Raw genomic sequence first — 25,779 nt, 5'->3', positions numbered from 1 at the left:
AATGACCGCAATGGCGGTGTGATCGCGACGCGCGGCCGGCTCAACTCGTATGGGCGACGACCTTGTCGACCGTCTCGGGGAAGAAGTCGGGCGCGGCTTGGCGTTTGCCGAACATCATGTCGTACTGGATGAGCCGGAAATCGCGGATCGCCGGGTCGATCTCCTTCTGACGTGACCAGTCGGGCGTGGCCTCGCCGGCCGGCGTCAGCAGCAGGTTGCGGTCGACGACGCGGTAGTGTTGACGCATCTCACCCAGAAAACCCGTGTAATAGGGATGGGTAATCCCCGCGGTGGTGAGGATATGATAGGGCAGGAAGGCCGGGCTCACCGCGCCAAGGTTCTCGACCGGACCGGAGCGGTTCGACCAGATGATCAGTGGCGTCTGATGATGCTCCAGTGCGTCTTGCGGTGTTGCTTCCTTACGTGGTGCGACATTGTCCTTCAGGAAGCCGGTTTCGACATAGACCGGCCCCAGCGGCGGCAGGTGGTCGCCGAAAAAGGCGATGACGGTGGGGCGGGAGCGCTTCTTGGCCCACTCGATCAGCCGTTCAAGGCCGCGGTCCGCGTCGGCTGAACCCTCCGCATAGCTCAGCAGCGAATCGCGCGCCCACTGGCTGATCGGCGCCTGCACCGCGTGGGTCGGGTTGTAATAGCGGTTCGGTTCATAGGGGCCATGGTTCTGCAGGCTGACCGCGAAGAAGAACACCGGGTCGTCGCTGGCGTCGGCTTCACGGATGATCTCGTCCGTCATCGCCGCGTCCGACGCCAGCGGTCCGCGCTTTTCCATCGGCGGCAGCGTCTCTTCCGACTTGAAATCGTTGAAACCGAAATCTGCATAGACCGCGCCGCGGTTCCAGAACCAGTTGGTGCCTGGATGGATGGCGCGCGCCTGATAACCCTCGCTCTTCAGGAAGGTCGCCATCGAAGGCGTCGGCGTACGCACATATTGCTGGTAGGGAATGCTGCCGGCGGGCAGGAAGGCGTTGGAAAAACCGGTCAGCGCCTCGAATTCGATGTTTGCGGTCATGCCACCGAATTCAGGCGAGAACATCGAACCGGAACGCAACGCCCGCACGGTGGGAATGGGATCCGGCGTGATGGTGACGCCGGGCAGCTTGGTCGGATCCCAGAAGGACTCGCTCATGACGACGATGATGTCGGGCTTTTCTTCGGGCACTGAAGCGGCAATCTGCGGCCGGTCGATCGCCGCGATCGCCTTGTCGGAGTAGCCGGGCGGTGCCGAGACATGCGCCATCGGCACGTTGAGCGCGAAGGCGAGCGCAAAGCCGTTGGAGGCGTAGTTTTCCTTCTGGTCCCACATGATCGGGATGATCTGCAGCCGGTCCCTGGTCCAGGAGAAGGTGGCGTAGTCCATGATCGAGACGAAGAAGGCGAGCAGCGGCACCGCCAGCGTCAGACGGGCAAGGCGGCCCTTGTGGCTGAGTGCGGGAACCCTGCGGCGCCACAGCCGCCAGCCATAGACGAGCAGCGACAGGCCGGCGACGATGCCGATGACCATGGCGAGCGCGGTCATCGGCCGGTCACGCACCAGCAGCGGCAGCAGGGCGACGATCTGGCGGGAGTAGAGGAAATCCGTCGGGTAGAGCGGATCGCCGAGATAATGCGATTTCTGGTGGCCGACAAAAGCCAGTGACAAGGTCAAGGGTGCGACGATCATCAGGCTTTGATGGCTGCGTCCGAGCACGGCATCGAGACCGATGAGGATAAGCGCAAAGACGACGATGGTCGTCCAGCCCGGCTTGAGCGGCTGCAGGAAGAAGGAAACGGTGCCGGCAACGTCACCGCGCACGATCAATTCAATGGCAAACACCAGGATGGCCGAGATCGCCAGGCTGATCAGCCCATAGCGGACGACCGGCCATCTCCGGCCCGGCAGATAGCCGGTGGACGGATCGTCTTCCAGGAATTGCGGCGCAGCTTTGCTGGCGCGTTTCGAACTCTTTGCCACTTTAACTTCCCACCCGGCGACAACCCAAGTCATGCGATTGTCATATAATTGTCACGCAAAGCTAGCGCCTGTGGCGGAAATAAGAAGAGCCAGCAAACGATTCGTGAGCGGTTTTCATCAGGAGTGATCGCCAAAAAGCCTTTTGGAACAGGCACTCGGCGCACGGCTCGAAGCTGGCACCGGGTTGAACCGGGCTTGACTTGGCGGCCTGCCTTGCGCCACAGGCAGGGAAAATTCGTGTTATCAGGCAAGTAAAACCAGTCTTCGGGAGCCCTCGCATGGCCGTCGCATTCACCTTTCCGGGACAAGGCAGCCAGGCTGTCGGCATGGGCAAGGATCTCGCCGACGCCTTTCCCGAGGCGCGCAGGGTCTTCCAGGAAGTCGACGACGCGCTCGGCGAAAACCTGTCGAAGTTGATCTGGGAAGGTCCGGAAGAAACCTTGACGCTGACGGCCAACGCGCAGCCGGCGCTGATGGCGGTGTCGCTGGCGGCGGTCAGGGCGCTGGAAGCGCGCGGTTTTTCGCTGAAGGACAAGGTCGCCTATGTCGCCGGCCATTCGCTGGGCGAATATTCAGCCCTAGCCGCCGCCGGTTTTGTTTCCGTTGCCGATGCCGCCCGGCTGCTGCGCATCCGCGGCAACGCCATGCAGGCGGCGGTGCCGGCCGGCGAGGGCGCCATGGCGGCGATCATCGGACTGGAGCAGGCGGATGTCGAAGCCGCTTGCACCGAGGCCGCGCAAGGGGCTGGCAAGGTCTGCCAGATCGCCAACGACAATGGCGGCGGCCAGCTGGTCATCTCCGGCGCCAAGGCCGCGGTCGAACTTGCGGCGAAACTGTGCACCGAAAAGGGCGCCAAGCGGGCGCTGATGCTGCAGGTCTCGGCGCCCTTCCATTCGGCGCTGATGGCGCCGGCGGCGAACGTCATGCGCGAGGCTCTCGCCGGTGTGGCGAAGCATGCACCGGCGGTGCCCGTGCTGTCCAACGTCACCGTGACCCCGACCGGCGATCCCGACGAGATCGCGCGGCGCTTGGTCGAGCAGATAACCGGCCGCGTGCGCTGGCGTGAAACTGTGGAATGGTTCGGCGCCAATGGCGTTGCAACGCTTTACGAGATCGGCGCCGGCAAGGTGCTGTCGAGCCTGGCACGGCGTATAAACCGCGACATCGCTACCGCGTCGGTCGGCACATCGGCCGATGTCGAGGCGGCGCTGGCCGCACTTGCATAATCCACTGGCGATTTGACCCCACCCGTGTGAAGGGTGTTTCCCTCAGATCAGGAGACGAAAATGTTCGAACTGACCGGCCGCAAGGCGCTCGTCACCGGCGCATCGGGAGGCATCGGCGAGGCGATTGCCCGCGTGCTGCATGCGCAAGGCGCCATCGTTGGGCTGCATGGCACCCGCGTCGAGAAACTGGAGACTTTGGCAGGCGAACTCGGCGATCGGGTCAAACTGTTCCCGGCCAACCTGTCGAACCGCGATGAGGTCAAGGCGCTTGGCCAGAAGGCGGAGGCCGAGCTCGAAGGTGTCGATATCCTGGTCAACAATGCCGGCATCACCAAGGACGGGCTGTTCGTGCGCATGTCGGACGCCGACTGGGATACGGTGATGGAGGTCAACCTGACTGCTGTGTTCAGGCTGACCCGCGAACTCACCCATCCGATGATGCGCCGCCGCCATGGCCGCATCATCAATATCACCTCGGTGGTCGGCGTAACCGGCAATCCCGGCCAGACCAATTACTGCGCCTCCAAGGCCGGCATGATCGGCTTCTCCAAATCCCTGGCGCAGGAAATCGCTACCCGCAACATCACCGTCAACTGCGTCGCCCCGGGCTTCATCGAATCGGCGATGACCGACAAGCTCAACGACAAGCAGAAAGAGGCGATCATGGCGGCGATTCCGACGCGCCGCATGGGCACGAGCGTTGAAGTGGCGTCCGCCGTTGCCTACCTCGCCTCCAACGAGGCCGCCTACGTCACCGGCCAGACCATCCATGTCAACGGCGGCATGGCCATGATTTGACGGATACAGCGGGGCTGTGAAAAGAGACCATTTCGCCTTGGACCTCCGCCATTTTTCGTGTAATGCGGCCCGCAACCCGGCGGTTCGGGCAAAAACCGGTCTGTAGCCGTTGCGTTTCCGGCAGGACCATCTTTCAGCTTGATTAGCGGCATTCTGCCCGCTAACGAAGACAGACAAACAAAAGACGAGGATGCCCCAAATGAGTGACACCGCAGAGCGCGTCAAGAAGATCGTCATCGAGCACCTTGGCGTCGATGCCGACAAAGTGACGGAGCAGGCGAGCTTCATCGATGATCTGGGCGCCGACAGCCTCGACACGGTCGAACTCGTCATGGCGTTCGAAGAAGAATTCGGCGTCGAGATTCCCGACGACGCGGCCGAGACCATCCTGACCGTCGGCGACGCGGTTAAGTACATCGACAAGGCTTCGGCCTGACGCTTTCAGCAGTCATCACCGGGGAGGACCTGCGATGAGGCGTGTCGTCGTCACGGGCCTTGGGTTGTTGTCGCCGTTCGGCATGGGCTTTGAGCACAGCTGGAAGGAACTTCTGACCGGCCGCAGCGCCGCCAAACGCATCACCGAGTTCGAGGTGGAGGATCTTGCCTGCAAGATCGCCCACGTCGTCCCGCGTGGTGACGGCAGCAATGCCACCTTCAATCCCGAGGCCGTGCTCGAGCCGAAGGAATTGCGCAAGATCGGCGACTTCATCCTGTACGGGATTGCCGCCGCCGACGAGGCGCTGAAGGATTCCGGCTGGGAGCCCAAAACCCACGAAGAGCAATGCGCCACCGGCGTGCTCATCGGTTCGGGTATTGGCGGCATCGAGGGCATCGCCGAGAACGCGATGATCCTCAAGGAGCGCGGTCCGCGCCGCATCAGCCCCTTCTTCATTCCGGGCCAGATCATCAATCTCGTCTCCGGCCAGGTTTCGATCCGGCACGGGCTGAAAGGCCCGAACCATGCCGTCGTCACGGCCTGTTCGACCGGCGCGCACGCCATTGGCGATGCGGCCCGGCTGATCATGTGGGGCGATGCCGACGTCATGGTCGCCGGTGGCGCCGAAGCGCCGGTGACGCGGCTGTCGATCGCTGGCTTTGCCGCTTGCCGGGCTCTGTCGACCGACCGCAATGACGCGCCGCAGACGGCGTCGCGTCCCTATGACCGCGACCGCGACGGCTTCGTCATGGGCGAGGGCGCCGGTGTTGTGGTGCTGGAAGAACTCGAGCACGCCAAGGCGCGCGGCGCCAAGATTTATGCCGAGGTAACCGGCTACGGCCTCACCGGCGATGCCTATCACATCACCGCACCCGCGGAGGATGGCGACGGGGCTTTCCGTTGCATGACTGCGGCGTTGAACCGGGCCAAGCTTACGCCCGCGGATATCGACTACATCAACGCGCACGGCACTTCGACCATGGCCGACACGATCGAGCTCGGCGCGGTCGAGCGGCTTGTCGGCAATGCCGCGTCGAAGATTTCGATGTCGTCGACCAAGTCGTCGATCGGCCATCTTCTGGGCGCGGCGGGTGCCGCCGAAGCGATCTTTTCGATCCTCGCGATCAGGGACAACGTCGCGCCGGCGACCATCAACCTCGACAACCCCGAGCGCGAAACCGCGATCGACCTGGTGCCGAACAAGCCTCGCTCCCGCCAGATCGACGTGGCGTTGTCCAATTCCTTTGGTTTTGGCGGCACCAACGCCTCGCTTGTGTTCCAGCGCTACAATGGCTGATCGTCCGGCTGCCGGACGAAGCTTCGGCGTGCCGTCAATTTTGCCATATTCGCCCCTACTCTGCCGCAGGGGATTCGTTGGGCGATCAAACGGTAGGGCAAGATGAACACAAATCCGTCGGGCAACGGAGAATTCGGGCAAAGGCCGGCGAACACCGGGCCGATCGTGCCGAAGACAGCCAGCGAGGCCTTGCGGCCGGAAGCCGGAACGCCGCCGCCGAAGCGCTCGCGCGCTTCGCGCAGCCAGGTCGTCGTGTTCATGAACTTCGTTATCTCCTTGGTGATGCTGATGGTTCTGGCGGCGGGCGCGGCGCTTTACTTCGGCAAGCAGGAATTCACAGAAGCTGGTCCCTCGGCCAATGGCGACACCTTCCTGGTCAAGCCGAACACCGGCGTCGCGGACATCGCCGACCAGCTTGAGCGCCGCGGACTGATCAGCGACGCCCGCGTCTTCCGCCTTGGCGTGCGTGCCTTCGGCAACGATTCGGCGCTCAAGGCCGGCGAATATGAGATCAAGCCCCGGGCATCCATGCGCGACATCATGGAGCTTCTGAAGAGCGGCAAGTCGGTGATGTATTCGCTGACCATTCCGGAAGGGCTGACGGTTGACCAGGCCCTGCAGCGTATCGCCGACGAACCCGCCTTGAGCGGCGACATGCCGGCGAAAACGCCCCCCGAGGGCAGCCTTGCCACCGACACGCTGCGCTTCACGCGCGGCGCGACGCGCCAGCAGATGATCGACAAGCTGGTGGCAGATCAGAAGAAGCTGGTCGACGAGGTATGGCAGCGGCGCGCGCCGGACCTGCCGCTCGCCAATATCGAGGACTTCGTCACCTTGGCTTCCATTGTCGAGAAGGAAACCGGCAGGGGTGATGAGCGTTCGCGCGTCGCCGCCGTCTTCCTCAACCGGTTGGCCAAGGGCATGCGCCTGCAATCCGATCCGACCATCATCTATGGTCTGTTCGGCGGCAAGGGAAAGCCCGCCGACCGCCCGATCTACCAGTCGGATATCCAGAAGCAGACGCCCTACAACACCTATGTGATCAATGGTCTGCCGCCGACGCCTATCGCCAATCCGGGCCGTGCCGCGCTCGAGGCCGTGGCCAATCCGTCGAAGACCGACGATCTTTATTTCGTCGCCGACGGCACCGGCGGGCATGTTTTTGCCGCGACGCTCGACGAGCACAATGAGAACGTCGCCCGTTATCGTGCGCTGCAGAAGAAGCAGGCCGATGACGCGGCCAAGGCTGCTGCCGCTGGTACCAATGGCGCTGCCGACAAGCCTGCTGGCGACAAGCCTGCCGATGGCAGCGACGGCACCGGTGGCGACACTGGCGATGCCGGCGGCGATGCGGGCGATGCCCAGTAAGATAAAAAAGGCGTTGCCCGGAACGCGGCAGCCTGACATTTGAAAGAAACGCCACGCGTCCGATTTCGACGCACCCACGGCGTGGTCATTTTTAAGCGGCACTTGCCCCTGTCCGGAAAGCTGGTTTGGGGTGATGCGCCAGGGGTGTGCAGGCGACATGAATTTGCAGAGCATGACCGGATTTGCGCGTGCCGTCGCCGAACATGACGGCACCTCGATCGCCTGGGAGGTCAAGTCCGTCAACGGCAAGAGCGTCGAGGTGCGGCTGCGGCTGCCGCAGGGTTTCGAACGGCTGGAGCCGGCGGTGAGGCAAACGCTGCAGAAGCGTTTCGCCCGAGGCAATTTCCAGGCGACGCTGACCATCGGCCGCGCCGCCGGTGCGCAGGCGCAACCCGTCGTCAACGAGGCGTTTCTGAAAGACCTTGCGGGTCTCGCCAAGCGGCTGCAGGAACAATTCGGCGTTGCTGCCGCGACGGCTGACGGGTTGCTGTCGCTGCGTGGCGTGCTCGACATTCCTGAAACCGTGGAAACCGAAGAGGCGCGCGCCGCGCTCGACACCGCCATCATGGCTGCGCTCGACGTGGCGCTGAAAGGGCTGGAGCAGGCAAGGCAAGGCGAGGGTGCGGCCCTGGCTTTGCTGCTGTCCGGCCATATCGACGCCATCGAGGCACTGACGCTGCGCGCGGAGGCGGATCCGTCACGCGAGACGGCGGCGATCCGTGAACGCATCGCCGAGCAGGTCAGGCTGCTGATGGACGCTTCCGCCAATCTGGATGCGAGCCGGCTGCACATGGAGGCGGCGTTCCTCGCCACCAAGGCTGATATTCGCGAAGAGATCGACCGGCTGAAAACGCATGTCGCATCTGGCCGGACCCTGCTTGGGGGCGGCGGCCCCATCGGCCGCAAGCTCGATTTTCTGGCACAGGAATTTAACCGCGAATCGAATACGTTGTGCTCGAAGTCGAACGCCGCAGCCGTCACAGCGATCGGGCTGGAGCTGAAGGCCGTGGTCGACCAGTTTCGTGAACAGGTCCAGAATCTGGAGTAGCCGATGGTTGCCAAGGAACCGATGGTTCCCAGGGATTTGGGTTCCCGCATCCGCCGCCGGGGGCTGATGCTTGTGCTGTCGTCGCCATCGGGCGCCGGCAAGTCGACGATCGCGCGCAACCTCCTGGAAAGCGATTCCAGCCTCGAACTGTCGGTCTCGGTCACCACAAGGCCGCGCCGCGGCTCGGAGATCGAGGGTGTTCACTACCATTTCCGCACCATGCGCGAGTTCGAGCGGCTGCGCGATTCCGATGCGCTGCTCGAGTGGGCGGAGGTGCATGGCAATTGCTATGCGACACCGCGCGAGCCCGCCGAACTGGCGCTGGCGCAAGGCCGCGACATGCTTTTCGACATCGACTGGCAAGGCGCACAGCAGCTCAAGGAGAAGATGCGCGCCGACATCGTTTCGATCTTCATCCTGCCGCCGTCGATGAAGGAATTGAAGGCGCGGCTGAAGCGTCGCGCCGAGGACCAGGAAGCGGTGATCGAGACGCGGCTGAAGAACGCCCGCAACGAGATCGAGCACTGGAAGGAATACGATTTCGTCATCGTCAATGACGATCTCGACCGCGCCTTCGCCGAAGTGCGCGGCATCGTCGTCGCCGAACGATTGCGGCGCGACCGCCGGCCCGGTCTGTTCGATTTCGTCTCCGGTTTGCTGGACGAGAAGACCGTCTAACCGGCTCAGGGCGCCATGCCGTCGGCCAGGATCAGATGTCGGCTGAGCGCGGCGTCGCGCACATCCAGTGCTGCAGCATACTCGGCCGATGCGTACCAGCGCCGTGCCTGCTCAATATCAGGAAATTCGACGACGATCAGCGGTGTGGGATGCCACTCTCCCTCCAGCGTCTCCACTTGGCCGCCGCGTACGAGGTAGCGTCCACCATAGTGGGCGATGGAAGCCGCGGCACGCGAGCGGTACGTCTGGAATGCCTCTTGGTCGCGGATCGTGACATCGGAAATGATATAGGCAGGCATTTGGCTTCTCCGGCAGTCTCACCAGCCTATCTATGCCGCTAACGTCACGATTCCAGGGCTGCCTGTGCTAAGCCGCATTGGTCAGTCGCACAAATTCCTCGACGCTGAGCGTTTCGGCGCGCCGGGTCGGATCGATGCCCGCGCGTTCGAGCAGGGGCTCGCCGCCCAGGCTTTTCACACTCTGCCGCAGCATCTTCCGGCGTTGGCCGAAGGCGGCTTCGGTGACGCGTCCGAGTTTTTTCACATCAGCGGGCAGGGGCGTCGCACGTGGCTCCAGATGCACCACCGACGAGGTGACCTTGGGCGGGGGTGTGAAGGCCTGGGGTGGCACGTCGAAGGCGATCCTGGCCTGCGTGCGCCAGCCGGCCAACACGCCGAGCCGGCCATAGGCATCGCTGCCGGGTGCTGCGACGATGCGCTGGGCCACCTCACGCTGGAACATCAGCGTCATCGAGGCGTAGAAAGGCGGCCAGTCCGGGACCGTCAGCCACCGCACCAGCAACTCGGTGCCGATGTTGTAAGGCAGATTGGCCACGATCCGCACCTGACCGCCGTCTTGGGCAGCCGAGGAGGCGAGGGCGGCAAAGTCGGTCTTCAGCGCGTCGCCGGAAATCACCTCCAGCCGGCCGGGATAATGAGCGGAGACTTCGGCAAGGGCAGCCAGGCAGCGTTCGTCGCGTTCGATGGCGACGACCCGGCGGGCGCCGTTGGAAAGCAGCGCCCTTGTCAGGCCGCCGGGCCCTGGACCAACCTCGATCACCGCGGTGTTTGTCAGATCGCCTGCGCTGCGTGCGATCTTGCCGGTCAAATTGAGGTCGAGCAGAAAATTCTGGCCAAGCGCCTTTTTCGCCTGCAGCCCATGGCGCTCGATGACGTCGCGCAGCGGTGGCAACCCATCGATGCTCATGCGTTCGAACCCGAAACGGCAGCGCTCATGCGGCCACGGCCTTTGCGTCGGTGTCGGCGAGCTTTCTGGCGAGCTTCAGCGCCGCGATCAGACTGTCGGGCCGTGCAACGCCCTTGCCCGCGATATCGAAGGCGGTGCCATGGTCGGGCGAGGTGCGGATGAAGGGCAGGCCAAGCGTGACGTTGACCGCCTCGTCGAAAGCCAGCGTCTTGGCCGGGATCAATGCCTGGTCGTGATACATGCAAAGTGCTGCGTCATAGCCTGCCCGCGCCCGGGCATGGAACAGCGTGTCGGCCGGCAGCGGGCCGAAAGCATCGATGCCTTCGGCACGCAGGATGTCGACTGCCGGGCGCACGATACGCTCATCCTCCAGGCCCATGGAACCGCCTTCGCCGGCATGCGGATTGAGGCCGGCAATGGCAAGCCTCGGCCTGGTGATGCCGAAGCGGTTGGCGAGGTCGGCCGCGGTGATGCGCGCGGTCGCGACGATCAGTTCGGTGGTCAGGGCCTTTGGCACCTCGGCCAGGGCGATGTGGATGGTGACGGGAACCGTGCGCAGGTCAGGGCCTGCCAGCATCATGACCGGCATTGCCTCGACACCACTATGCCGCGCCGCCAGATGCGCCAGATACTCGGTGTGGCCGGGAAAGCGGAACCCTGCGTCGTAGAGCGGCTTCTTGGCGATCGGGCAGGTGACCACGGCGGCGGCGTCGCCGGCAAGGCAGGCGGCGACAGCGCGGTCAATGGCCTCGACGGTGCCGGCCGCATTGGCCGGATCCGGCCGGCCGGGGCTGTCAATGAAATGGGCCGCCAGTGGAACGATGGGCAAGGTATGGGTGAAAACCTGCGCCGCTTGCACTGGCGTTGTCTCGACGATCGGCACCGACACGCCCAGCTGCCTCGCCCGCGAGGCGATCAGCGCCGGATCGGCCAAAAGATAGAAGGCGGGCACGCCGGCTGCCTCGCGCGCCAGGAAGGCGGCGATGGCGATTTCGGGGCCGATGCCGGAGGGATCGCCGACGCTCAGCGCCAGCGCGGTCATCGCGCTCTTCACGTCAGCGCTTGACGATACGGGCTTTCGCCTTCAGCTCGTCGACATATTTCTTGCTCAGATCGTCGGCCGCCTTGTCGTTGGAGCCTTCGCTTTGGAACACCATCTGAGCCGTCTTGTCGTCTGACACTTCGCGCGATGAGCAGATGCCGATGAATTCGACGCCGCGCTCGGTTTCGCGTGTGACCGTGGCGCCACCGACCTTGGTCGCCTTGATCTGCTCGGCCCAGTCCGGCGGCAATTGCGGCGCCAGCACCCGGCCCAGATCGCGAACGGTGACGTCGATGAGGCCCTTGGCGAATTCGCGCGTCGTGTTGCAGCCGTTGAAGCGGGCACGCATGGCATCGGCCTCGCGCTTGCGCTTGGCCAGCGTCGCGCTGCGTTCGGCGGCCGGTACGACGAAGATGACCTGCTGCAGCATGTACTCGGTGGCGCTTGGTTTGGCCCCGCCCTTATCGAGCATGCGCCGGACCGCGTCCTGTTCGGTCACGCTGCCGCCTTCGCCGGAATGGTAACGCGCACTCAAGGCCTGGTTCCAAGCCATCTGGGCGCGGATGAACTCCTTGAAATGGTCCTTGCCGACGCCGGATTTCTCCATCACGCCATCAAGCTGGCTGAGCTGCATCTTGTTGTTGGTGGCAAAGCGCTGATAGGCCGCCTCGACCTGGGCGTCGCTGATGCGGATGCCAAGCCGTTTGGCTTCGGCAAGGCGCAGCGTCTGGTCGATCATCTCCTGGGCGGCATCGCCCTTCTTGCGCTGCAGCTTCAAAAAGGCGGCGCGGTGCGCGATATCGCCTGACGTGACGGGTATGTCGTTGACGACGTATTTGATCTCGCTGGCAAAAGCCGGCGGCGTCATGACGGTCATCGACACGGATGTCGCCGCCACAAGCAGCGCGAACCCTGCTGAAAAGAGGTATTTCCTCATCATTAGCATCCCAATTCTATCCCGGTTCCGCCCAATTTCGTCCTCTCCCGGGTGCGCGAATCCGTGCCAGCCCTATGCGGCGAAACGATGTCTCGCCGGCTACTGGATGGTGTCGATTGCGCTGGTCGACGAGCCGAAGTCGCCGAGGGTGCGGAACGACAGGTTGAAGCCGATGCTCTGCGTCACTTCCCTGGTGTTCAGGTCACGCGACTGCGAGTACGTCATCAGATAGGTGAAGCAGGAATCGTTGTAGGCGAAGCCGACCCCATCCTTGACCAGCAGGCTTTCCTGCAGATCATAGGTTCCTGTCCCGAACACGCGCCAGTTCTGGGCAAGATGCGTCGATGCACCCAGCGTGACCTCGTGACGGTCAGTGGTGAAGCCGTACAGCGGCTGGGCCTGGATGAAGGCATATTTAGCGCTGAGCGACACCGGCAGGCCTGAATAGGCGGCCTTGAACTCGGCGCGGCGCATCTCGAAGGTCTGTTCGTCGAAGCGGCCGCTGACGGAGGCTGCAAATCCGTTCGGGCTGTTGACACCAAACAGGCCGACATAGTCGGACTTGGTGGTCTGAAGGCCCGAATAGGCGCCGACATTGACCAGATCCGGCTCGGCGAAGGAGTTCTCGCCGCCAATCTGATAGGACTGGCCGAAAATGGCATTGGTGCCCCAGCCGTTGATATAGGAGCCGGAATAGCGGACGCCGACATTGGCGCGCGAACCGCCTTCGATGCGGTCGTAACCGGAGAACTTGTCGCGCTCGAAGAGCGTGGTCGCGTCGAACACCATGCTCTGGGCGTCTTCATTCGGAACGGCGAGGCCACCGACATACTGTTCGTTGGGACGCAGAAATACTTGCGCCATCGGCTCGATGACATGGCTCGATCCGCTGGCCAGCGAAAACAGCATCGGCCAACGCATTTCGAGCCCGACGGTTGCCATGTAGCGGGCGAACGACGAACGCATATCGGCGCTGGCATTAATATCTGGGTTGGCCGCCATGTGGTTGATGGCATCGAGCGAACCTGATGACGCGTTGAGATAGTCGACATCGCCCTGCAGCGCCAGCAACGGTGTCAGCACCAGCCCGTCATCGCTGACGAACGACCGCTTCCACTCGGTCTCGGCAGTGAGACGGCCGGATTCGCCTTCAATGCCGCGCACGCGCTGCACAGGCGTGCTAGCGTCGTATGGGGTGTTGAAAGTCTGATCAAGTTCACCGCGGCGCAGGACCCGCGTGTTGACGTTGAGCGACAGCTGGCCGCCGGCCAGCGGCGCGTCGGGGATATAGGCGTAGTCAAGCGACGGCAGAACCCATGGCTGCTGGTTGCTGCGCGCGGCGATATTGCTGTTGAGTGTATTTTCCTGCACGTCGAAGTGCATGGCGCGCACATCGAAGTAGTTGCGGCCATTGAGACCTGTCAGGTAGACCGTCGACTGATGGACGCCGGCATTGTACTTGTCGATGTTGTAGGTGCTCGAGAAGTCCTTGTCGGTCTGCAGCAGCACGTCCCAGCCGAAGTTCCAGCGTTCGTTGATGGCGAACTGGCCTTGCGTGCCCATCATGCCGCGGAATTTGTTGGGATCGCCCGCCGCGCCCGAATCGACGTTGCGCCCGGCGCTGTCGATGAAGGCGTCCGGATCCCGCTGCTGGATTCCGGCGATCTTCAAACTGTATGCGCCATTGTTGAAGCGCTGGCGCCACTCGGCCTCTCCGAGGAAGCCCTGCTTGGTGTAGCCGCTTCCCGTCACCGTCAGGTCATAAGTCGGCGAAAGGGCGAAATAATAGGGAACCTTGACGCTGTATCCCAGGTGGCTGTTGTAGCTGATCCCCGGGATCAGGAAGCCGCTCTTGCGCTTCACCGTCGGGTCGGCGATCTCGAACGCCGGCAGGTAGGCGAGCGGAAAGCCGAAGAATTCGAAATTCGCATTCTCGAAGCGAACCGTCTTCTTCTCGCCGTTCCAGATGATCTTCCTGGCCTTCACGCGCCAGGTCGGTGCCTTGTCGGGCTTGTCCTCGCATGGCTCGCAGGCGGTGTAGACACCATTGTGGAATGTGGTCAGCACGCCGCCCATGCGCTCGGCGCTTTCGGCGGCGAAATAGGCCTTGTCGATGGTTTCAACGCGCAGCGCGTTGACGAAACCGTCGGCGAAATCGTCGGTGATGTCGATATGCTGCGAATTGATCTTGGTGCCGTCGCTGTTGACGATCTCAACATTGCCGGTGGCAACCATCCGCTTGGTGTTGCGGTCATATACGACCTTCTGGGCGACGAGGCGGTTGCCGCCATAGTCGATCTGCACGCCGCCAACGGCGGTCACCGTCTGGTTGTCGTTGTTGTACTCCAGTGTGTCGGCCGCCAGCAGCATCTGCGAGCCGGATGGCACGTTGGTCGCCATCTTGCCGACTTCCTGCGCGAACGCAGGCAATGGCACGGCGCTGGCAAGCAGGCACGCCAAGGCGCTCGCCGCATAGAGGCGCGCCAGATTGGCCTGCCTGTTGCTGGGCAAAAACGCCTCCCTCACTAGCCGTCTTCCTTGTATAGCAGGAAAGTCACCCCGAAGAACATAGCTACCACGACCGGCACCCAGGCGGCTATGGCGGTCGGCACGAACCCCGCCACGCCGAATGCCTTCACCAGCACCGAAACGACATAAAGCAGAAACCCGGCAACGACGCCACCCAGAATCATCGTTGCCGATTGTCCCATCCTCGCAAATCGCATTGAAACTGTTGCCGCAATCAGCGTCATGGCGACGAGGAGGAACGGCAACGCCACCAGCGAATCAAACTGCATGGCAAACGCATTTGCCTTGAGGCCGAAGGAACGGGCAACCTCGATTTTTCCAGGCAGGTCGTAGAACGGAATGGTCTCCGGTCGCGCCAGTCGCTCCTGCACGAATTCGGGCTTCAGATTGGTCGGCACACGATCGCTTGCCGCAGGCTGGATGGTGCCGTTCCTGAAGGTCTTCACATCCTGCAAATCCCAATAGCCATCCCGCAGGTAAGCACGCGCGGCATCCTTGCGCTCGACGATGTTGCCTTGCTGGTCGAGGACGAAAAAGACGGCGTCGGACATCTCCAGACCCTGGTTGAGGATGGCCCGCGCGCCGATGATGGTGTCGCCGGTGCCGGTTTTCTGGCGAATCCAGGGGGCGGCATCGGCCGAAACCGTATTTGATTTGCCGGAGCGCAACTGCGTCTCGATCTGCTCGGACAGAGAGAAGGCGTGCGCGGCGAGCGGGTTGATGAGCCCGACCGATACAAAGCCGAACAGCAAGGCTCCGATGCAGCATGGCAAAAGGAATTGCCAGGCGGAAACGCCGGCGGACCGCGCGATGACCAGCTCGTAGCGGCGGTTGAGCGAAACCAGTGTCGCCATTGCCGAGAACAGGCCGACAAACGGCACCGTCTGCAGCATGATCATCGGCATGCGAAGGCCCGAAATGGCCACCGCCGTTCCGTAGGTGAAGCCGGGCAGGCCGGTGGTGCGGCCGGACAGCTCGGTGAAATCGATCAGGAACACCAGCGCCAACAGGCCCAGGAAGAACCAGATCGTGATCGTGACGTAGCGGAAGAAGAAGTAACGGCCCAGCGTCCAGCCCATCAGCCGATCTCCTGGCCTGAAGTGCCGCGCCTGGACCAACGCAGCTTGAGGGCGTTCCAACCGTCACCGACGCGGCCGGCCAGGTTCGTCATCCAGTCCGCCCAGGCCACCGGCAGTTCCATGGTCCGGTTGGAGACGATGAACCAGATCGCCACTGCGGAAGCCACTATGGGCACGCCATAGACCATGTAGGCATATTGCGGCACTTCATCGGCCTTGCTTGCGGCAAAGAAACCCAGCCAGCGCACGAACAGCGATATGGTGATGGCCGTGATCAAAGGATTGACGCGCGCCTCGCGATGCGAGCGCGCGTCGCCGGCAACCGCGAGGGCGATCAGCGCGAACACCATGGAATACAGCCATTCCGAAAATCGTTGGTCGATCTCGGCCCGGTACTCCTGGGGGTTCTGCTGATAAAGCTTGTCGTTGACGTTGGGATTGAGCAGGTACTGGGTGGTCTGGTCCTTCGGCAGCAGCGTCACTTCGGAGGCCGCCGCCATGAAGGCCGACATGTCGAAGGCATAAGACGTGAACCGGATGACACTGAGGTCGCCGGTCAGCGTTTTGCGGTGGATGACGCCGTCATTCATCATCAGCACCTTTTCGCCGCCGCGTTCGACGACGCTGCCGGTCTTGGCGTAATAGACGAGATTGACGCCTTCCTCGCGCGAATCGGCGACGAAGATGCCGCCCAGCTTGTTATTGGGAAGCCGCTCGCCAATCTGCAGGAACAGCCCGTCCTCGATCTTGCGGAAAGTGCCTTCCTGGATGATCAGCGACAACAGATCGGCGCGCGACTCGGCCACCAGGGCGCGGTTCTTCTGCCGTGCATAGGGGTCGATGCCATTGTCGACGGCAAAGGAAAAAACGCTGGCTGCGAGCGCCAGCAGCATGATTGGCCGCACGATCGTCCAGCGCGAGGCGCCGGCGGCGTTGACGACGGCCAGTTCGGAATCTGAATTCATGACACTGAGTGTCTGGGCGACCGCCACCACCAGCGCGAAAGGCACGACGATCGGGATGATCGAGGGAAGAATGAGGGCGGCGACCTCGAAAAAGGTCAGCGACGACTGGCCGCTGTCGGTAACCAGGTCGATCTTGGCCAGCACCTGCGTGGTCCACACGATGGCCAGCGTCCAGACCAGCGCTGCCAGGAAGACCACGAAAGCGCGGCGCATGATGTAGCGTTCAACGACCTTCATGAAGGCTTTACTCGATTTTCTCGAACGGCATCATGCCACCACGCTAAGGGTAGCCGCCCGGCGGCGCCCGCACAACTGGCTCCGATAGGCTCGATCAGGCAGGCACTCCGGTTCCCGTCCCACGTCGCGTGCCGCAATGGACCGGAGTGTCGGAGGGAATGGATAAGAAAGGGAAAACATCGATGGTTAACAACAGGTTGCGGCATGAAGCGGGGCCGTGCCGCGACGAATCGCCATCGATTCCACGTGTCATATGGGTAGCCATTTCGGCAAAGTCTTGCCAAATGCCGGAAAACGACCAAATGTCGCGGATCGCTTCGAACCGCTTCGCTTACCATCGCGCAATCCCCGAAAGCAGGACATGATGAATCCGAGACCGTCGATCGCCTTTGCAAAATTCGCAGCGCCTCAGACGGCGGCAAGCAGAAAGGGCACGGTCTTCGTGCTGTCGGCGGATGACGGCGGCCTGAGCGGCGCGGCCATGGCTTACGATCCCGGCAAGACGCTGGAACGGGCCTTTCCGGTGGCCGAGTTCACCGGCAAGTTCGCCGGCGTCGTCGAGATTCTGGCACCAGAGGGAACGTCACTCGACAGGCTGGTCGCGGTCGGTGCCGGCAAGGCGGCGGGGCTCGATGAACATGCCTGGCTGAAACTGGGCGGTACCATTGCAGCGGCGTTGCGTAAGGCAACCGACGTTTCGGTGGTGCTCGACCTGGTCGGCGCTTCGGCGGATGGCAAGGATGCCGCCAACCTTGCGGCGGGCATTCTCCTGCGCAGCTATTCCTTCGACAAGTACAAGACCAGGAAGGACAAGGATGACGCGAAGGCCGATCCGAAGAAGCCGGTCAAGGTAACCATCCACACCGCCGATCTGGCAGGCGCCAAGAAGGCCTTCGCGGATGCCGAGGCGGTGATCGACGGCGTGCTTCTGGCGCGCGACCTCGTCAACGAACCGGCAAATATACTGGGACCGATCGAGTTCGCGGCCCGTGCCAAGGAACTCGAGACGCTCGGCGTCAAGGTTGAGATCCTGACCGAAAAGGAGATGAAGAAGCTTGGCATGGGCTCGCTGCTCGGCGTCGCGCAAGGCTCGCCACGTGGCGCGCGCATGGCCGTCATGCAGTGGAGCGGCGGCAAACCCAAGGACAGCCCGGTCGCCTTCGTCGGCAAGGGCGTCACCTTCGACACCGGCGGCAATTCGATGAAGCCGGCATCGGGCATGGAGGACATGAAGGGCGATATGGGGGGTGCCGCGGCGGTCACCGGGCTGATGCACGCCTTGGCCGCGCGCAAGGCGAAAGCCAATGTGGTTGGCATCATCGGCCTGGTCGAAAACGCCGTCGATGGCCATGCCCAGCGCCCCGGCGACATCGTCACGTCGATGTCGGGCCAAACCATAGAAGTGCTCAACACCGACGCCGAGGGCCGCCTCGTGCTGGCCGACGCGCTGTGGTACTGCAACGACCGCTTCCAGCCGAAATTCATGGTCAATCTGGCGACGCTGACCGGCGCCATCATGGTCGCGCTCGGCCTGCATTATGCCGGCCTGTTCTCCAACAATGACGAACTGGCGGAAAGGCTGGCGGCGGCGGGGCAGGCGACGCAGGAGCGCCTGTGGCGCATGCCGCTTGGCGCCGAATACGACAAGTTGATCGATTCCAAGAACGCCGACATGAAGAACATCGGCGGCCGCTACGGTGGCGCCATTATCGCCGCACAATTCCTGCAGCGCTTCGTCAAGGACACGCCCTGGGCGCATCTCGACATTGCCGGTACGGCCATGGGTTCGCCATCGAACGAGATCAACCAGTCCTGGGGCTCAGGCTTCGGCGTGCGGCTGCTCGACCGGCTGGTGCGCGATCACTACGAGAGCTGACCTTGATCCATGGCCGACGTGCTGTTCTATCACCTGACCGAATCGACGCTGGAGGATGCGCTGCCGGGCCTGCTCGAGCGCAGCATCGATCGTGGCTGGCGCGCCGTCGTGCAGACCGGCACCGAGGAACGACGCGACGCGCTCGATCAGCATCTTTGGACCTTCCGCGATGATTCTTTCCTGGCGCACGCGACCGATCGAGAGGCTTATCCCGGCGAACAGCCTATCTTGTTGACGACTGGCGATGGCAACCCCAACGAAGCCAAAATAAGATTCCTGGTCGACGGCGCGGTACCGTCAGACCTTGCCGGCTATGAGCGTGCCGTGTTCCTGTTCGATGGCCACGACGCCGCCCAGGTCGAGGCGGCGAGGGGGCATTGGAAGACGATGAAGGACGCGGGCCATGCCGTGACCTACTGGCAGCAGACATCAGACCGCCGCTGGGAGCGCAAGGCTTAACGCCACGCAGGGAACACAGGCCTGAAACGCGTCGCATCGATCCATATCGATGCGACGCGTTTCAACCAGCGATTTGGCGCGGATGATAAGGCTCTATTCTCGTGCCTTGATCCGTTTCTGTTTCCGGCTGACATAATCGCCGTATTTCAATTTCATGAACTCGTCCGCCAGGTTGCGATGCGAGCTCCTGAAGACGTACCAGTCGCCATCCGGTAATTTGCGCTGATAGAGCACCCTGCCGGCCTGGCGATGCTCGAAGCAGGTGAGGGCGTTGGAGTCGCCTCCCGCGCCATGCCATTTCGCCCGGAAGCAAAGCTTGCCTCCGCCAGGAATGAACCAAATACCGTCACCGTAGCCCAGCTTGCCCTTGTCCGAAGTCCAGGCGCTGAACTGACGACGCTGCACGGCAAAATATCCAGCGCCGTTTCGGCCCCAGAGCCACGAGCGGTTCTGATACATCTGGTAGATGCCTTCGTCGGGCATCGCTTCGGCCTGCTTGGCCAGTTCGGCGACTTGTGCCGCTGTCTTGGCTGCTGCTGGAAGCTGGCAAACCAAGACTGCTATGGAACAGGCAAGTGCCGTTCCAATGGAATTCCCCAGTACTCGTTTCACGACCCTACCCCTACGACTCTACGCCACACCCAATTTTTACGCTTGCATTTGCACCCGGTGCACGAGGTCTAGGGCAAGACGTGCTGGGTAACCCGCCAATCGGGCAGCCCATAGCCACCCAACCATGGCCACACTTCCTTCTGGTTGAAGTAGACGACCGACGTCAGGGCTGGAAATTCCGCATAGGACTTGCGGGAATCGGCCGCCCATTGCGACACATATTCCTGCTTCCCTACATAGCCGAGCTCCGCCACCTCGATCGGCTTGTTGAAACCCGCGACGCGGTCATATCCGGGCTTCAGCGTCTCGGCGAACGTACGATCACGCCCCTTTTCGTCGTTGTCTTTTTTCTGCAGGCCGAACACCGACAGGCCGATGACGTCGACGTAGTCGTCGCCAGGGTAGTATTTCTCCAGACCCTCTTCACCCTTGGGTGACCACATGTATTTGGCGGCTGGAGCAGCCTTGCGGCACACATCGACCTCGCGCTTATAGGCGGCGATCCAGTCCTTGGGTGCCCAGTTGGCCCAGGTGAAGCGGCCGTTCTTATCCTCCATTTCTTGCGCCCAGCGAATGGTGACGGGGCTCTTCATGGCCCCCACCAGGTTGCAGATTGCCTGCATGTTTGCGTCATATTTGCCGCTCAATATGCCGTCGCGCAGTTCGTTCGGGGTGATGCGCCAGTCCTTCGACCAGGTCCAAGGCTCGATGGTGATCAAGAGCGACCGGTTTCGCTGAAGAGCGTAGGCATCGGCCAGGGGAAGGCTCGCCAGATCGACGTCTTCCCAAGGCAGGAACAACTCCTCGATGCTGGCGGTCTTGTCGGCGCTGAAGTCGCCGTAAGGATCATAGGATCCAAACGCCGACGCGGCGCTGCTCGTCTGAACGGGATCCGTCGCGGCTGCCGATCCGGCACCCGCTGAAGTCGGCAACGTCGCACTGCCGCCCAAGGCCAACGCGATGGCAAGCGCGCTTACTGCGGTATGTTTCATGATAATCTCCCATGGCTTCGATATCCCGTGGGAATCGAAGCCTCGCCCACGCGTCGACAAGTGATCGACGCAACCATTCAACCCTATCGGCTTATCGGCGGAATCCGCGGGATTTCGGAGCGACTATTGGCGGGAGTGCTACGCACGGATCCCCACCATGAAAATCATCTCTCAAGACGCCGGTACGAGGAGCTCAAGAGAGAAGGTTTCGCCGCGATACTCACAAATTCGCGCCATATTCCGATATATCATCCCAAGCTAATTTAAGAGCCGATCGCGACCAGGAGTCAAGTACAATTAACGGTTGCTTAACCATAATACGCTCGGCATGGTTAACGGGCCGAGCTTGCCGGAATCCGACCGGGCGCGTTTGACTCACCAGCTATTTTCCAACGCTGAAAATTTCACTGGACGTCTATTCCGAAGTCGACCATCGGCCCTCGTGCCGAAAGTTTGGGCTCTCGTTCAAGGGGTTAGGTTAACCAACGCTCAAGAAGCATGGTTAAGGAATATTTAATTTAGTTGACACTAACGGAGCGACGGCCGATTCTGCTGCGGGGATTTAAGGGCCTTGCAGCAGTCGTTGGCTGCAGCCCAAAGTGGCGGCGTGTAAGGGTATGAGTTTAGACGTAGGCATCATCGGCCGTACGAGCACACAGGCGAGGCGGCCCGGGTCGGCTCTGGCCAACGCGGCGCAGAAGGCTCCTTTTCTCGTGCCCGTACTTTCTCCGGCCCAGCAATGGATCCTGCGGGCAGGCTTGGCTTTCTGGTTCGTCACCCTCGGCTTTTTCTGGGTCTGGTGGCTGAAGCCGGAACATATCGAACACATCGGACCATTCACCTTTGCCACGCTCGTGCTGGCCTGGCTGACCTTGATGCCGATGTACTTCCTGCTCAACGTGCACGCGTCACGGAAACCTTCAAAGCTTTACAGTGTCCCTAAGCGTTCGCGGGTCGCGATGGTTGTCACCAAGGCCCCATCGGAACCGTTTGCCGTGGTTGCGCGCACGCTGGAAGCGATGCTGGCGCAGGACTACCCGCATGATACCTGGCTTGCCGACGAGGATCCCTCCGAAGACACGATCGCCTGGTGCAATGCTCACGGCGTGCTGATTTCGACGCGGCGCGGCAGGGAAGACTATCACCGCAAGACATGGCCGCGCCGCACCCGCTGCAAGGAAGGCAATCTGGCGTTCTTCTATGATCACTATGGTTATGAGCGTTACGATTTCGTCGCCCAGATGGACGCCGACCACGTACCGACGCCGACCTATCTCAGGGAAATCCTTTATCCCTTCGCCGATCCCAGGGTCGGCTATGTGTCGGCGCCGAGCATCTGCGACAACAATGCCGCCGAAAGCTGGTCGGCCCGCGGCCGGCTGTTCCCGGAAGGGATGTTCCACGGCCCCTTGCAGTCCGGCCATACCGGCGGCGGGGCGCCGCTTTGCATCGGCTCGCACTATGCCGTGCGAACGAGGGCGCTGAAGCAGGCAGGCGGTCTCGGTCCGGAACTGGCGGAGGATCATTCCACCTCGATGCTGATCAACGCGGCCGGATGGCGCGGCGTGCATGCGATGGATGCCATTGCCCACGGCGACGGCCCGCAAACCTTTGCCGATCTTGTCACCCAGGAATTCCAGTGGTCGCGCAGCCTGATGACAATCCTGCTCGAATATTCGCCCACATACTTTCCCAAGCTGTCGCCGAGGTTGCGGTTCCAGTTCCTGTTCTGCCAGCTCTGGTATCCGCTGTTCGCCGTCTTTGCGCTGTTGATGTACGCAATGCCGATGTATGCGCTGTTCACCGGGCGCAACTTTGCCAATGTCATGTATGCCGACTTCCTCTTCTACTATCTGCCCAACGCCGGCGCCCTGGTTGGCCTTGTAATGATGCTGAAGGCATTCGGCCTCTCGCGGCCGATGACGGCCAAGACGATAAGTTGGGAAGGTACGCTGTTCCTCTTCTTCGCGCGCTGGCCCTGGGTGCTGGCCGGTACGGTGTCGTCGCTGCGCGACTATCTGACGAAGTCTTTCGTAGATTTCCGCGTCACACCAAAGGGCAGTGGCCCAAAGAGCCTGATTCCGCTCCGCGCCTTCTTTCCCTATGTGGTGCTGGCGATCGGTGCGGCGCTGCCCGTCCTGCTCGTTGACCACCCCTTCGACGCCACCGGCTTCTACTGGTTCGCCGCCCTCAACGCTTTCCTCTACGGGCTCCTGGTGTTGGTCATTGTCGTAAGGCATGTCATCGAGAACAGTATCCCGTTGCGTGCGAATGTGACGAAGCTCGCCTTGCAGGCTTCGCTTGCAATGTTGGCGCTCGTCGTGCCGGCGATGGGGTTTTACGACCGTGGCATGGAGGGCGTCTACGGGCTGCAGCAAGGCGCCGGCGGCTTGCGCATCGTACGCGTCGCCTATGTGGTTTCCGGTGCTGGCCAGGGCAATATCGGCACCCGCAACTTCTACTTCGATCCTGGTTGGGAAACGCGGCGCTGACGCCCAGTCTCATCCAACCGTAAAGAGTTCTCCCGAACTGCATCCACCTTGATTGACGGTCTCGATTGCGGGCCAGCGACCTGCTGCAGCTTCAGGCGTGAGCAAATAAGATCAAATTTTAATTATAATAGATCGAGCGCTGAAAGGCGGCACTGACCATGCCGTTTGCGCGAATTTTAATAAGTATCCTCTAATATTCGGGCAATGATGTGAGTGGCAGTTGGCTGTTCACGCGGCGCGGAAGACACCAAAGAAAAATATCTCTGCGTCCAATCGACTTGCATTTATCGACAGGGGATAGATGATGAACAAATTCATGAGGGGTTTGGCTGCCAAGGGCAGAAAAAATGCCTGGTCTATGGCTGCTGTTGCATTGATCTCGATGGTTTCCGGTTGCCAGAGCATGGACGCGACCACGACCGGCTCACTCGCCGGCAAGCCTGCGGTGCATGCGCCAGCCAAGAAGATCCACTACGTCGGGAAGAAGAAGCTGAGTCATGCGTTTAGCCGCAAGCGGCTTATGCAGACGACCAGCGTGACACGCACGACCGAGACTGCCTACGCCGCCTTCGTGCGGCCGCAACGGGCCAGGATCGTCGCGCCGGCGCCAGTGAGGGTTTCTTACCAGCCAGGCAATGGTGGCCCGTTCCTGGGTCATTCCCCCTGGATCTGCGGTCCGAGCGGATTTGGTCAGCGCGCGACTTGCCGCGCGCGCTAGCAAGACTTTCGGTGGGGACTGGAATCCGGGCGCGAGAAGTGAGGCGGCGCGGGGCGCGCCAGCCACCCCTTGCGCCCGGATTTCCATTCGTGCCGATATCAATCGGCAAACGCCCTCCAACCGTCCTCGGGCGGCCTCGTGGCTTGATGTCGAAGTCTCACATCGGCGCGTGTTTGCGGTGGCTTGTTGACCCCTTGGCCTGAAGCGCCGCGCTACGGCGCAAAAGGTTGACATCGGTCTTTGCCCGGCTGTTAATGACCGCAAGCCAAAGCTGCTGACCGCGCGCCCGGGAAACCCGGTGCTGCGTCGATGGGGAGAACGCTCCGAGGTGGCGCGTCCTCGGCCACGATCATGTCGGCGCTAAGCTGGATCGGGATACGAAAGCCGAAATGCGACCGCTGATTGTGCCGACAGTTTGGACCGGATTGCGTCGGCCTCGCACAGAGCCGGAACGCGGCCAGCCTGCCAGGCGCGCCTGGCTTTTGCCCCTGCTGGTCGTTTGTGGCCAGTTGGCGCTTTCTGGAGCGGCTCAGGCGGCCAACGAAAAGAACCCCAAACCTGCGGAAGCCGCCGTGCCGACGGCTTTCGAATTGCAGCTTCTCTACACGGACCGCACATGGCTGTGGAAAGACGGAGCGGCTTATTTTGGACAGATCGGTCGCCCCCTTCGGGCCTGGACGTCGGGGCAGGATTCAGCCTCTGTCGCAGAGGGCAGGTGGCTGGTGACCAAAGACGGCAAGATGTGCATGGACGTTGCCTGGCGGTCCAAGAGCTACAAGGGTAAGCAGCAGCGCACCTGCTACAGCCACCGCATCGTGGGTGGAGCAATTCAGCAACGCAAGGATCCGGATGGGGTATGGTACAGTTTCAAACGAACCCCTGAGGACCCGTCAGACGAGTATCAGAAATTCGAAGTGGGTGACGCCAAGGGCGCGCAGTTCGAGGAGACCCGCAAGCTGATCGATTCCAAGAATTAGGTCGGTTTCAGCCATATTGAGCCGGTGGTGCCTTGCATGAGCGTCGACGCAGTGAGCGATTGTGCGTTTCGCTCCAGGCCCGTCGCGACGGGCTGAGCAACCCCCAAATCCTTCCCTGTTTTGACAGTGCGCTGCTTTGCCGGCGCCTGTCGGGGAACCTGCGAATCGCTTATGGTCAAGCATCAAGCGGTTCTGCTGGGGCAGTAGGCGCGCCGACCGCCGATCGATCGCATTCAATTGCAACTGACGGACGACGAGACGGTGGCCTACCATAGGTTTTTATGAAATTTAATAATTAGTGATGTCTAATGTTCATGCGTGATGTGCGAGGGGTCGCCCGCGTGGCGTAGAAGCGACGAAGGCATGGTATGTCGCAATGCGCCCTTGGCTCATACTGATAACAAGGGACACATGATGAGCAAATCCGCAATGGGCGCATTTGGCCCAAGCAAAAATATAGTATCTATTGTTGCGGCTGTGGCGATGATCTCTGCGGTTGCAGGCTGTCAGGGCCTGGATGCGACCAAAACCGATGCGGTCTTCATCAAGCCTGTGGTCCATCCGGTCCGCGCCAAGCCCGCGGCTCAGCCGGTCTACGCCATGTCCACGGTTCATTCGCTCAGAAGCGATCCTCAGATTCTGATGACGAGCGCGGTACGAACGACTGAAAGTGCCTACGCCTTTACATCGCCGCAGCCGATCAAAGTGCGCACGCCGGGGCCTGTGAAAGTCTCTTTCAATCCGGGCGATGACGGTGCGTTGCTGGGCAGTTCGCCTTACATCTGCAGCCCTAGCGGTTTTGGCCAACTCGCAAGTTGCCACCCGCGCTATCTCTGAT

The 25,779-nt window shown here is 62.0% G+C and carries 23 protein-coding genes; 13 read left to right on the top strand and 10 right to left on the bottom strand.

Annotated elements, in window-relative coordinates; translation table 11 throughout:
- Positions 1-40 precede the first annotated feature (40 nt).
- A complete protein-coding gene (locus JN279_RS27485) occupies positions 41-2,002 on the bottom strand; it encodes an LTA synthase family protein (RefSeq protein WP_202350730.1) in 1,962 nt (653 codons plus the stop codon).
- A 245-nt stretch (positions 2,003-2,247) separates the two neighbouring features.
- Between JN279_RS27485 and fabD the strand changes: the two genes are divergently transcribed.
- The 7 genes from fabD to gmk all read left to right on the top strand — a co-directional run bounded on the left by fabD (position 2,248) and on the right by gmk (position 8,820).
- The gene (fabD, locus tag JN279_RS27480; RefSeq protein ID WP_202350729.1) at positions 2,248-3,195 is read left to right on the top strand and encodes an ACP S-malonyltransferase; all 948 of its coding nucleotides are present in this window, start codon (positions 2,248-2,250) and stop codon (positions 3,193-3,195) included.
- A 60-nt stretch (positions 3,196-3,255) separates the two neighbouring features.
- Positions 3,256-3,993 carry a 3-oxoacyl-[acyl-carrier-protein] reductase gene (fabG, locus tag JN279_RS27475; RefSeq protein ID WP_202350728.1) on the top strand — a complete coding sequence of 246 codons (738 nt, stop codon included), beginning with the start codon at positions 3,256-3,258 and terminating at the stop codon, positions 3,991-3,993.
- A 199-nt stretch (positions 3,994-4,192) separates the two neighbouring features.
- A complete protein-coding gene (locus JN279_RS27470) occupies positions 4,193-4,429 on the top strand; it encodes an acyl carrier protein (protein WP_006203723.1) in 237 nt (78 codons plus the stop codon).
- Between the two features lie 34 nt (positions 4,430-4,463).
- A complete protein-coding gene (gene fabF / locus JN279_RS27465; RefSeq protein WP_096456441.1) occupies positions 4,464-5,726 on the top strand; it encodes a beta-ketoacyl-ACP synthase II in 1,263 nt (420 codons plus the stop codon).
- A gap of 102 nt (positions 5,727-5,828) precedes the next feature.
- Positions 5,829-7,094 carry an endolytic transglycosylase MltG gene (gene mltG, locus JN279_RS27460; RefSeq protein WP_096456443.1) on the top strand — a complete coding sequence of 422 codons (1,266 nt, stop codon included), beginning with the start codon at positions 5,829-5,831 and terminating at the stop codon, positions 7,092-7,094.
- Positions 7,095-7,251: 157 nt separating this feature from the next.
- Positions 7,252-8,142: a YicC/YloC family endoribonuclease gene (locus JN279_RS27455; RefSeq protein WP_096456445.1), complete on the top strand. Its 891-nt coding sequence runs from the start codon at positions 7,252-7,254 to the stop codon at positions 8,140-8,142.
- A 21-nt stretch (positions 8,143-8,163) separates the two neighbouring features.
- Positions 8,164-8,820, top strand: a complete 657-nt coding sequence (gene gmk, locus JN279_RS27450; protein ID WP_027053294.1) for a guanylate kinase — start codon at positions 8,164-8,166, stop codon at positions 8,818-8,820.
- A 5-nt stretch (positions 8,821-8,825) separates the two neighbouring features.
- On the opposite strand, the gene JN279_RS27445 is transcribed toward gmk, so the two are convergent.
- The 7 genes from JN279_RS27445 to lptF all read right to left on the bottom strand — a co-directional run bounded on the left by JN279_RS27445 (position 8,826) and on the right by lptF (position 16,815).
- A complete protein-coding gene (locus JN279_RS27445; protein WP_096456447.1) occupies positions 8,826-9,119 on the bottom strand; it encodes a DUF1330 domain-containing protein in 294 nt (97 codons plus the stop codon).
- Positions 9,120-9,186: 67 nt separating this feature from the next.
- The gene (gene rsmA / locus JN279_RS27440) at positions 9,187-10,026 is read right to left on the bottom strand and encodes a 16S rRNA (adenine(1518)-N(6)/adenine(1519)-N(6))-dimethyltransferase RsmA (protein ID WP_096456449.1); all 840 of its coding nucleotides are present in this window, start codon (positions 10,024-10,026) and stop codon (positions 9,187-9,189) included.
- A gap of 25 nt (positions 10,027-10,051) precedes the next feature.
- Positions 10,052-11,068 carry a 4-hydroxythreonine-4-phosphate dehydrogenase PdxA gene (gene pdxA / locus JN279_RS27435; RefSeq protein WP_202350727.1) on the bottom strand — a complete coding sequence of 339 codons (1,017 nt, stop codon included), beginning with the start codon at positions 11,066-11,068 and terminating at the stop codon, positions 10,052-10,054.
- Positions 11,069-11,081: 13 nt separating this feature from the next.
- Complete coding sequence (locus JN279_RS27430) at positions 11,082-12,014, bottom strand: peptidylprolyl isomerase (protein WP_179298103.1); 933 nt, start codon at positions 12,012-12,014, stop codon at positions 11,082-11,084.
- A 90-nt stretch (positions 12,015-12,104) separates the two neighbouring features.
- The gene (locus tag JN279_RS27425) at positions 12,105-14,531 is read right to left on the bottom strand and encodes an LPS-assembly protein LptD (RefSeq protein ID WP_202350726.1); all 2,427 of its coding nucleotides are present in this window, start codon (positions 14,529-14,531) and stop codon (positions 12,105-12,107) included.
- The gene (gene lptG, locus JN279_RS27420) at positions 14,531-15,616 is read right to left on the bottom strand and encodes an LPS export ABC transporter permease LptG (RefSeq protein ID WP_202353805.1); all 1,086 of its coding nucleotides are present in this window, start codon (positions 15,614-15,616) and stop codon (positions 14,531-14,533) included. The genes JN279_RS27425 and lptG overlap by 1 nt, the downstream gene beginning before the upstream one ends.
- Positions 15,613-16,815 carry an LPS export ABC transporter permease LptF gene (gene lptF, locus JN279_RS27415; protein WP_096456455.1) on the bottom strand — a complete coding sequence of 401 codons (1,203 nt, stop codon included), beginning with the start codon at positions 16,813-16,815 and terminating at the stop codon, positions 15,613-15,615. Before lptF ends, lptG begins: the two co-directional genes overlap by 4 nt.
- Positions 16,816-17,179: 364 nt before the next feature.
- Between lptF and JN279_RS27410 the strand changes: the two genes are divergently transcribed.
- Together JN279_RS27410 and JN279_RS27405 are read left to right on the top strand one after the other, a co-directional pair.
- Positions 17,180-18,691 carry a leucyl aminopeptidase gene (locus JN279_RS27410; protein ID WP_096459076.1) on the top strand — a complete coding sequence of 504 codons (1,512 nt, stop codon included), beginning with the start codon at positions 17,180-17,182 and terminating at the stop codon, positions 18,689-18,691.
- Between the two features lie 9 nt (positions 18,692-18,700).
- Positions 18,701-19,150 (top strand): DNA polymerase III subunit chi, encoded by a 450-nt coding sequence (locus JN279_RS27405; protein ID WP_096456457.1) that lies wholly within the window; start codon positions 18,701-18,703, stop codon positions 19,148-19,150.
- 93 nt (positions 19,151-19,243) lie between these two features.
- Here JN279_RS27405 and JN279_RS27400 read toward each other — a convergent pair whose 3' ends face one another.
- A complete protein-coding gene (locus JN279_RS27400) occupies positions 19,244-19,762 on the bottom strand; it encodes a DUF995 domain-containing protein (protein ID WP_096456459.1) in 519 nt (172 codons plus the stop codon).
- A gap of 68 nt (positions 19,763-19,830) precedes the next feature.
- Entirely contained in the window at positions 19,831-20,754 is a 924-nt protein-coding gene (locus JN279_RS27395; RefSeq protein WP_096456461.1) for a glycoside hydrolase family 26 protein, read from the bottom strand.
- A gap of 617 nt (positions 20,755-21,371) precedes the next feature.
- Between JN279_RS27395 and JN279_RS27390 the strand changes: the two genes are divergently transcribed.
- The 4 genes from JN279_RS27390 to JN279_RS27375 all read left to right on the top strand — a co-directional run bounded on the left by JN279_RS27390 (position 21,372) and on the right by JN279_RS27375 (position 25,778).
- Positions 21,372-23,246 (top strand): glycosyltransferase family 2 protein, encoded by a 1,875-nt coding sequence (locus JN279_RS27390; RefSeq protein WP_096456463.1) that lies wholly within the window; start codon positions 21,372-21,374, stop codon positions 23,244-23,246.
- A gap of 304 nt (positions 23,247-23,550) precedes the next feature.
- Positions 23,551-23,964, top strand: a complete 414-nt coding sequence (locus JN279_RS27385) for a hypothetical protein (RefSeq protein WP_244734169.1) — start codon at positions 23,551-23,553, stop codon at positions 23,962-23,964.
- A 389-nt stretch (positions 23,965-24,353) separates the two neighbouring features.
- Positions 24,354-24,941 (top strand): DUF995 domain-containing protein, encoded by a 588-nt coding sequence (locus tag JN279_RS27380; protein WP_096456467.1) that lies wholly within the window; start codon positions 24,354-24,356, stop codon positions 24,939-24,941.
- A gap of 414 nt (positions 24,942-25,355) precedes the next feature.
- Positions 25,356-25,778: a hypothetical protein gene (locus tag JN279_RS27375; RefSeq protein ID WP_096459079.1), complete on the top strand. Its 423-nt coding sequence runs from the start codon at positions 25,356-25,358 to the stop codon at positions 25,776-25,778.
- Position 25,779 lies beyond the last annotated feature (1 nt).

It is taken from the genome of Mesorhizobium sp. 113-1-2, assembly GCF_016756475.1.
Classification (GTDB): Bacteria; Pseudomonadota; Alphaproteobacteria; order Rhizobiales; family Rhizobiaceae; genus Mesorhizobium; species Mesorhizobium loti_C.
Note: the sequence above shows the minus strand (reverse complement) of the source record. Positions and strands in the feature narration are given on the sequence as shown.

Excerpts from the sequence above, each read along its gene's own strand:
- JN279_RS27485 (WP_202350730.1), bottom strand. The coding sequence starts at position 2,002 with ATGACTTGGGTTGTCGCCGGGTGGGAAGTTAAAGTGGCAAAGAGTTCG.
- fabD (WP_202350729.1), top strand. The coding sequence starts at position 2,248 with ATGGCCGTCGCATTCACCTTTCCGGGACAAGGCAGCCAGGCTGTCGGC.
- fabG (WP_202350728.1), top strand. The coding sequence starts at position 3,256 with ATGTTCGAACTGACCGGCCGCAAGGCGCTCGTCACCGGCGCATCGGGA.
- JN279_RS27470 (WP_006203723.1), top strand. The coding sequence starts at position 4,193 with ATGAGTGACACCGCAGAGCGCGTCAAGAAGATCGTCATCGAGCACCTT.
- fabF (WP_096456441.1), top strand. The coding sequence starts at position 4,464 with ATGAGGCGTGTCGTCGTCACGGGCCTTGGGTTGTTGTCGCCGTTCGGC.
- mltG (WP_096456443.1), top strand. The coding sequence starts at position 5,829 with ATGAACACAAATCCGTCGGGCAACGGAGAATTCGGGCAAAGGCCGGCG.
- JN279_RS27455 (WP_096456445.1), top strand. The coding sequence starts at position 7,252 with ATGAATTTGCAGAGCATGACCGGATTTGCGCGTGCCGTCGCCGAACAT.
- gmk (WP_027053294.1), top strand. The coding sequence starts at position 8,164 with ATGGTTCCCAGGGATTTGGGTTCCCGCATCCGCCGCCGGGGGCTGATG.
- JN279_RS27445 (WP_096456447.1), bottom strand. The coding sequence starts at position 9,119 with ATGCCTGCCTATATCATTTCCGATGTCACGATCCGCGACCAAGAGGCA.
- rsmA (WP_096456449.1), bottom strand. The coding sequence starts at position 10,026 with ATGAGCATCGATGGGTTGCCACCGCTGCGCGACGTCATCGAGCGCCAT.
- pdxA (WP_202350727.1), bottom strand. The coding sequence starts at position 11,068 with ATGACCGCGCTGGCGCTGAGCGTCGGCGATCCCTCCGGCATCGGCCCC.
- JN279_RS27430 (WP_179298103.1), bottom strand. The coding sequence starts at position 12,014 with ATGCTAATGATGAGGAAATACCTCTTTTCAGCAGGGTTCGCGCTGCTT.
- lptF (WP_096456455.1), bottom strand. The coding sequence starts at position 16,815 with ATGAAGGTCGTTGAACGCTACATCATGCGCCGCGCTTTCGTGGTCTTC.
- JN279_RS27410 (WP_096459076.1), top strand. The coding sequence starts at position 17,180 with ATGAATCCGAGACCGTCGATCGCCTTTGCAAAATTCGCAGCGCCTCAG.
- JN279_RS27405 (WP_096456457.1), top strand. The coding sequence starts at position 18,701 with ATGGCCGACGTGCTGTTCTATCACCTGACCGAATCGACGCTGGAGGAT.
- JN279_RS27395 (WP_096456461.1), bottom strand. The coding sequence starts at position 20,754 with ATGAAACATACCGCAGTAAGCGCGCTTGCCATCGCGTTGGCCTTGGGC.
- JN279_RS27390 (WP_096456463.1), top strand. The coding sequence starts at position 21,372 with ATGAGTTTAGACGTAGGCATCATCGGCCGTACGAGCACACAGGCGAGG.
- JN279_RS27385 (WP_244734169.1), top strand. The coding sequence starts at position 23,551 with ATGAACAAATTCATGAGGGGTTTGGCTGCCAAGGGCAGAAAAAATGCC.
- JN279_RS27380 (WP_096456467.1), top strand. The coding sequence starts at position 24,354 with ATGCGACCGCTGATTGTGCCGACAGTTTGGACCGGATTGCGTCGGCCT.
- JN279_RS27375 (WP_096459079.1), top strand. The coding sequence starts at position 25,356 with ATGAGCAAATCCGCAATGGGCGCATTTGGCCCAAGCAAAAATATAGTA.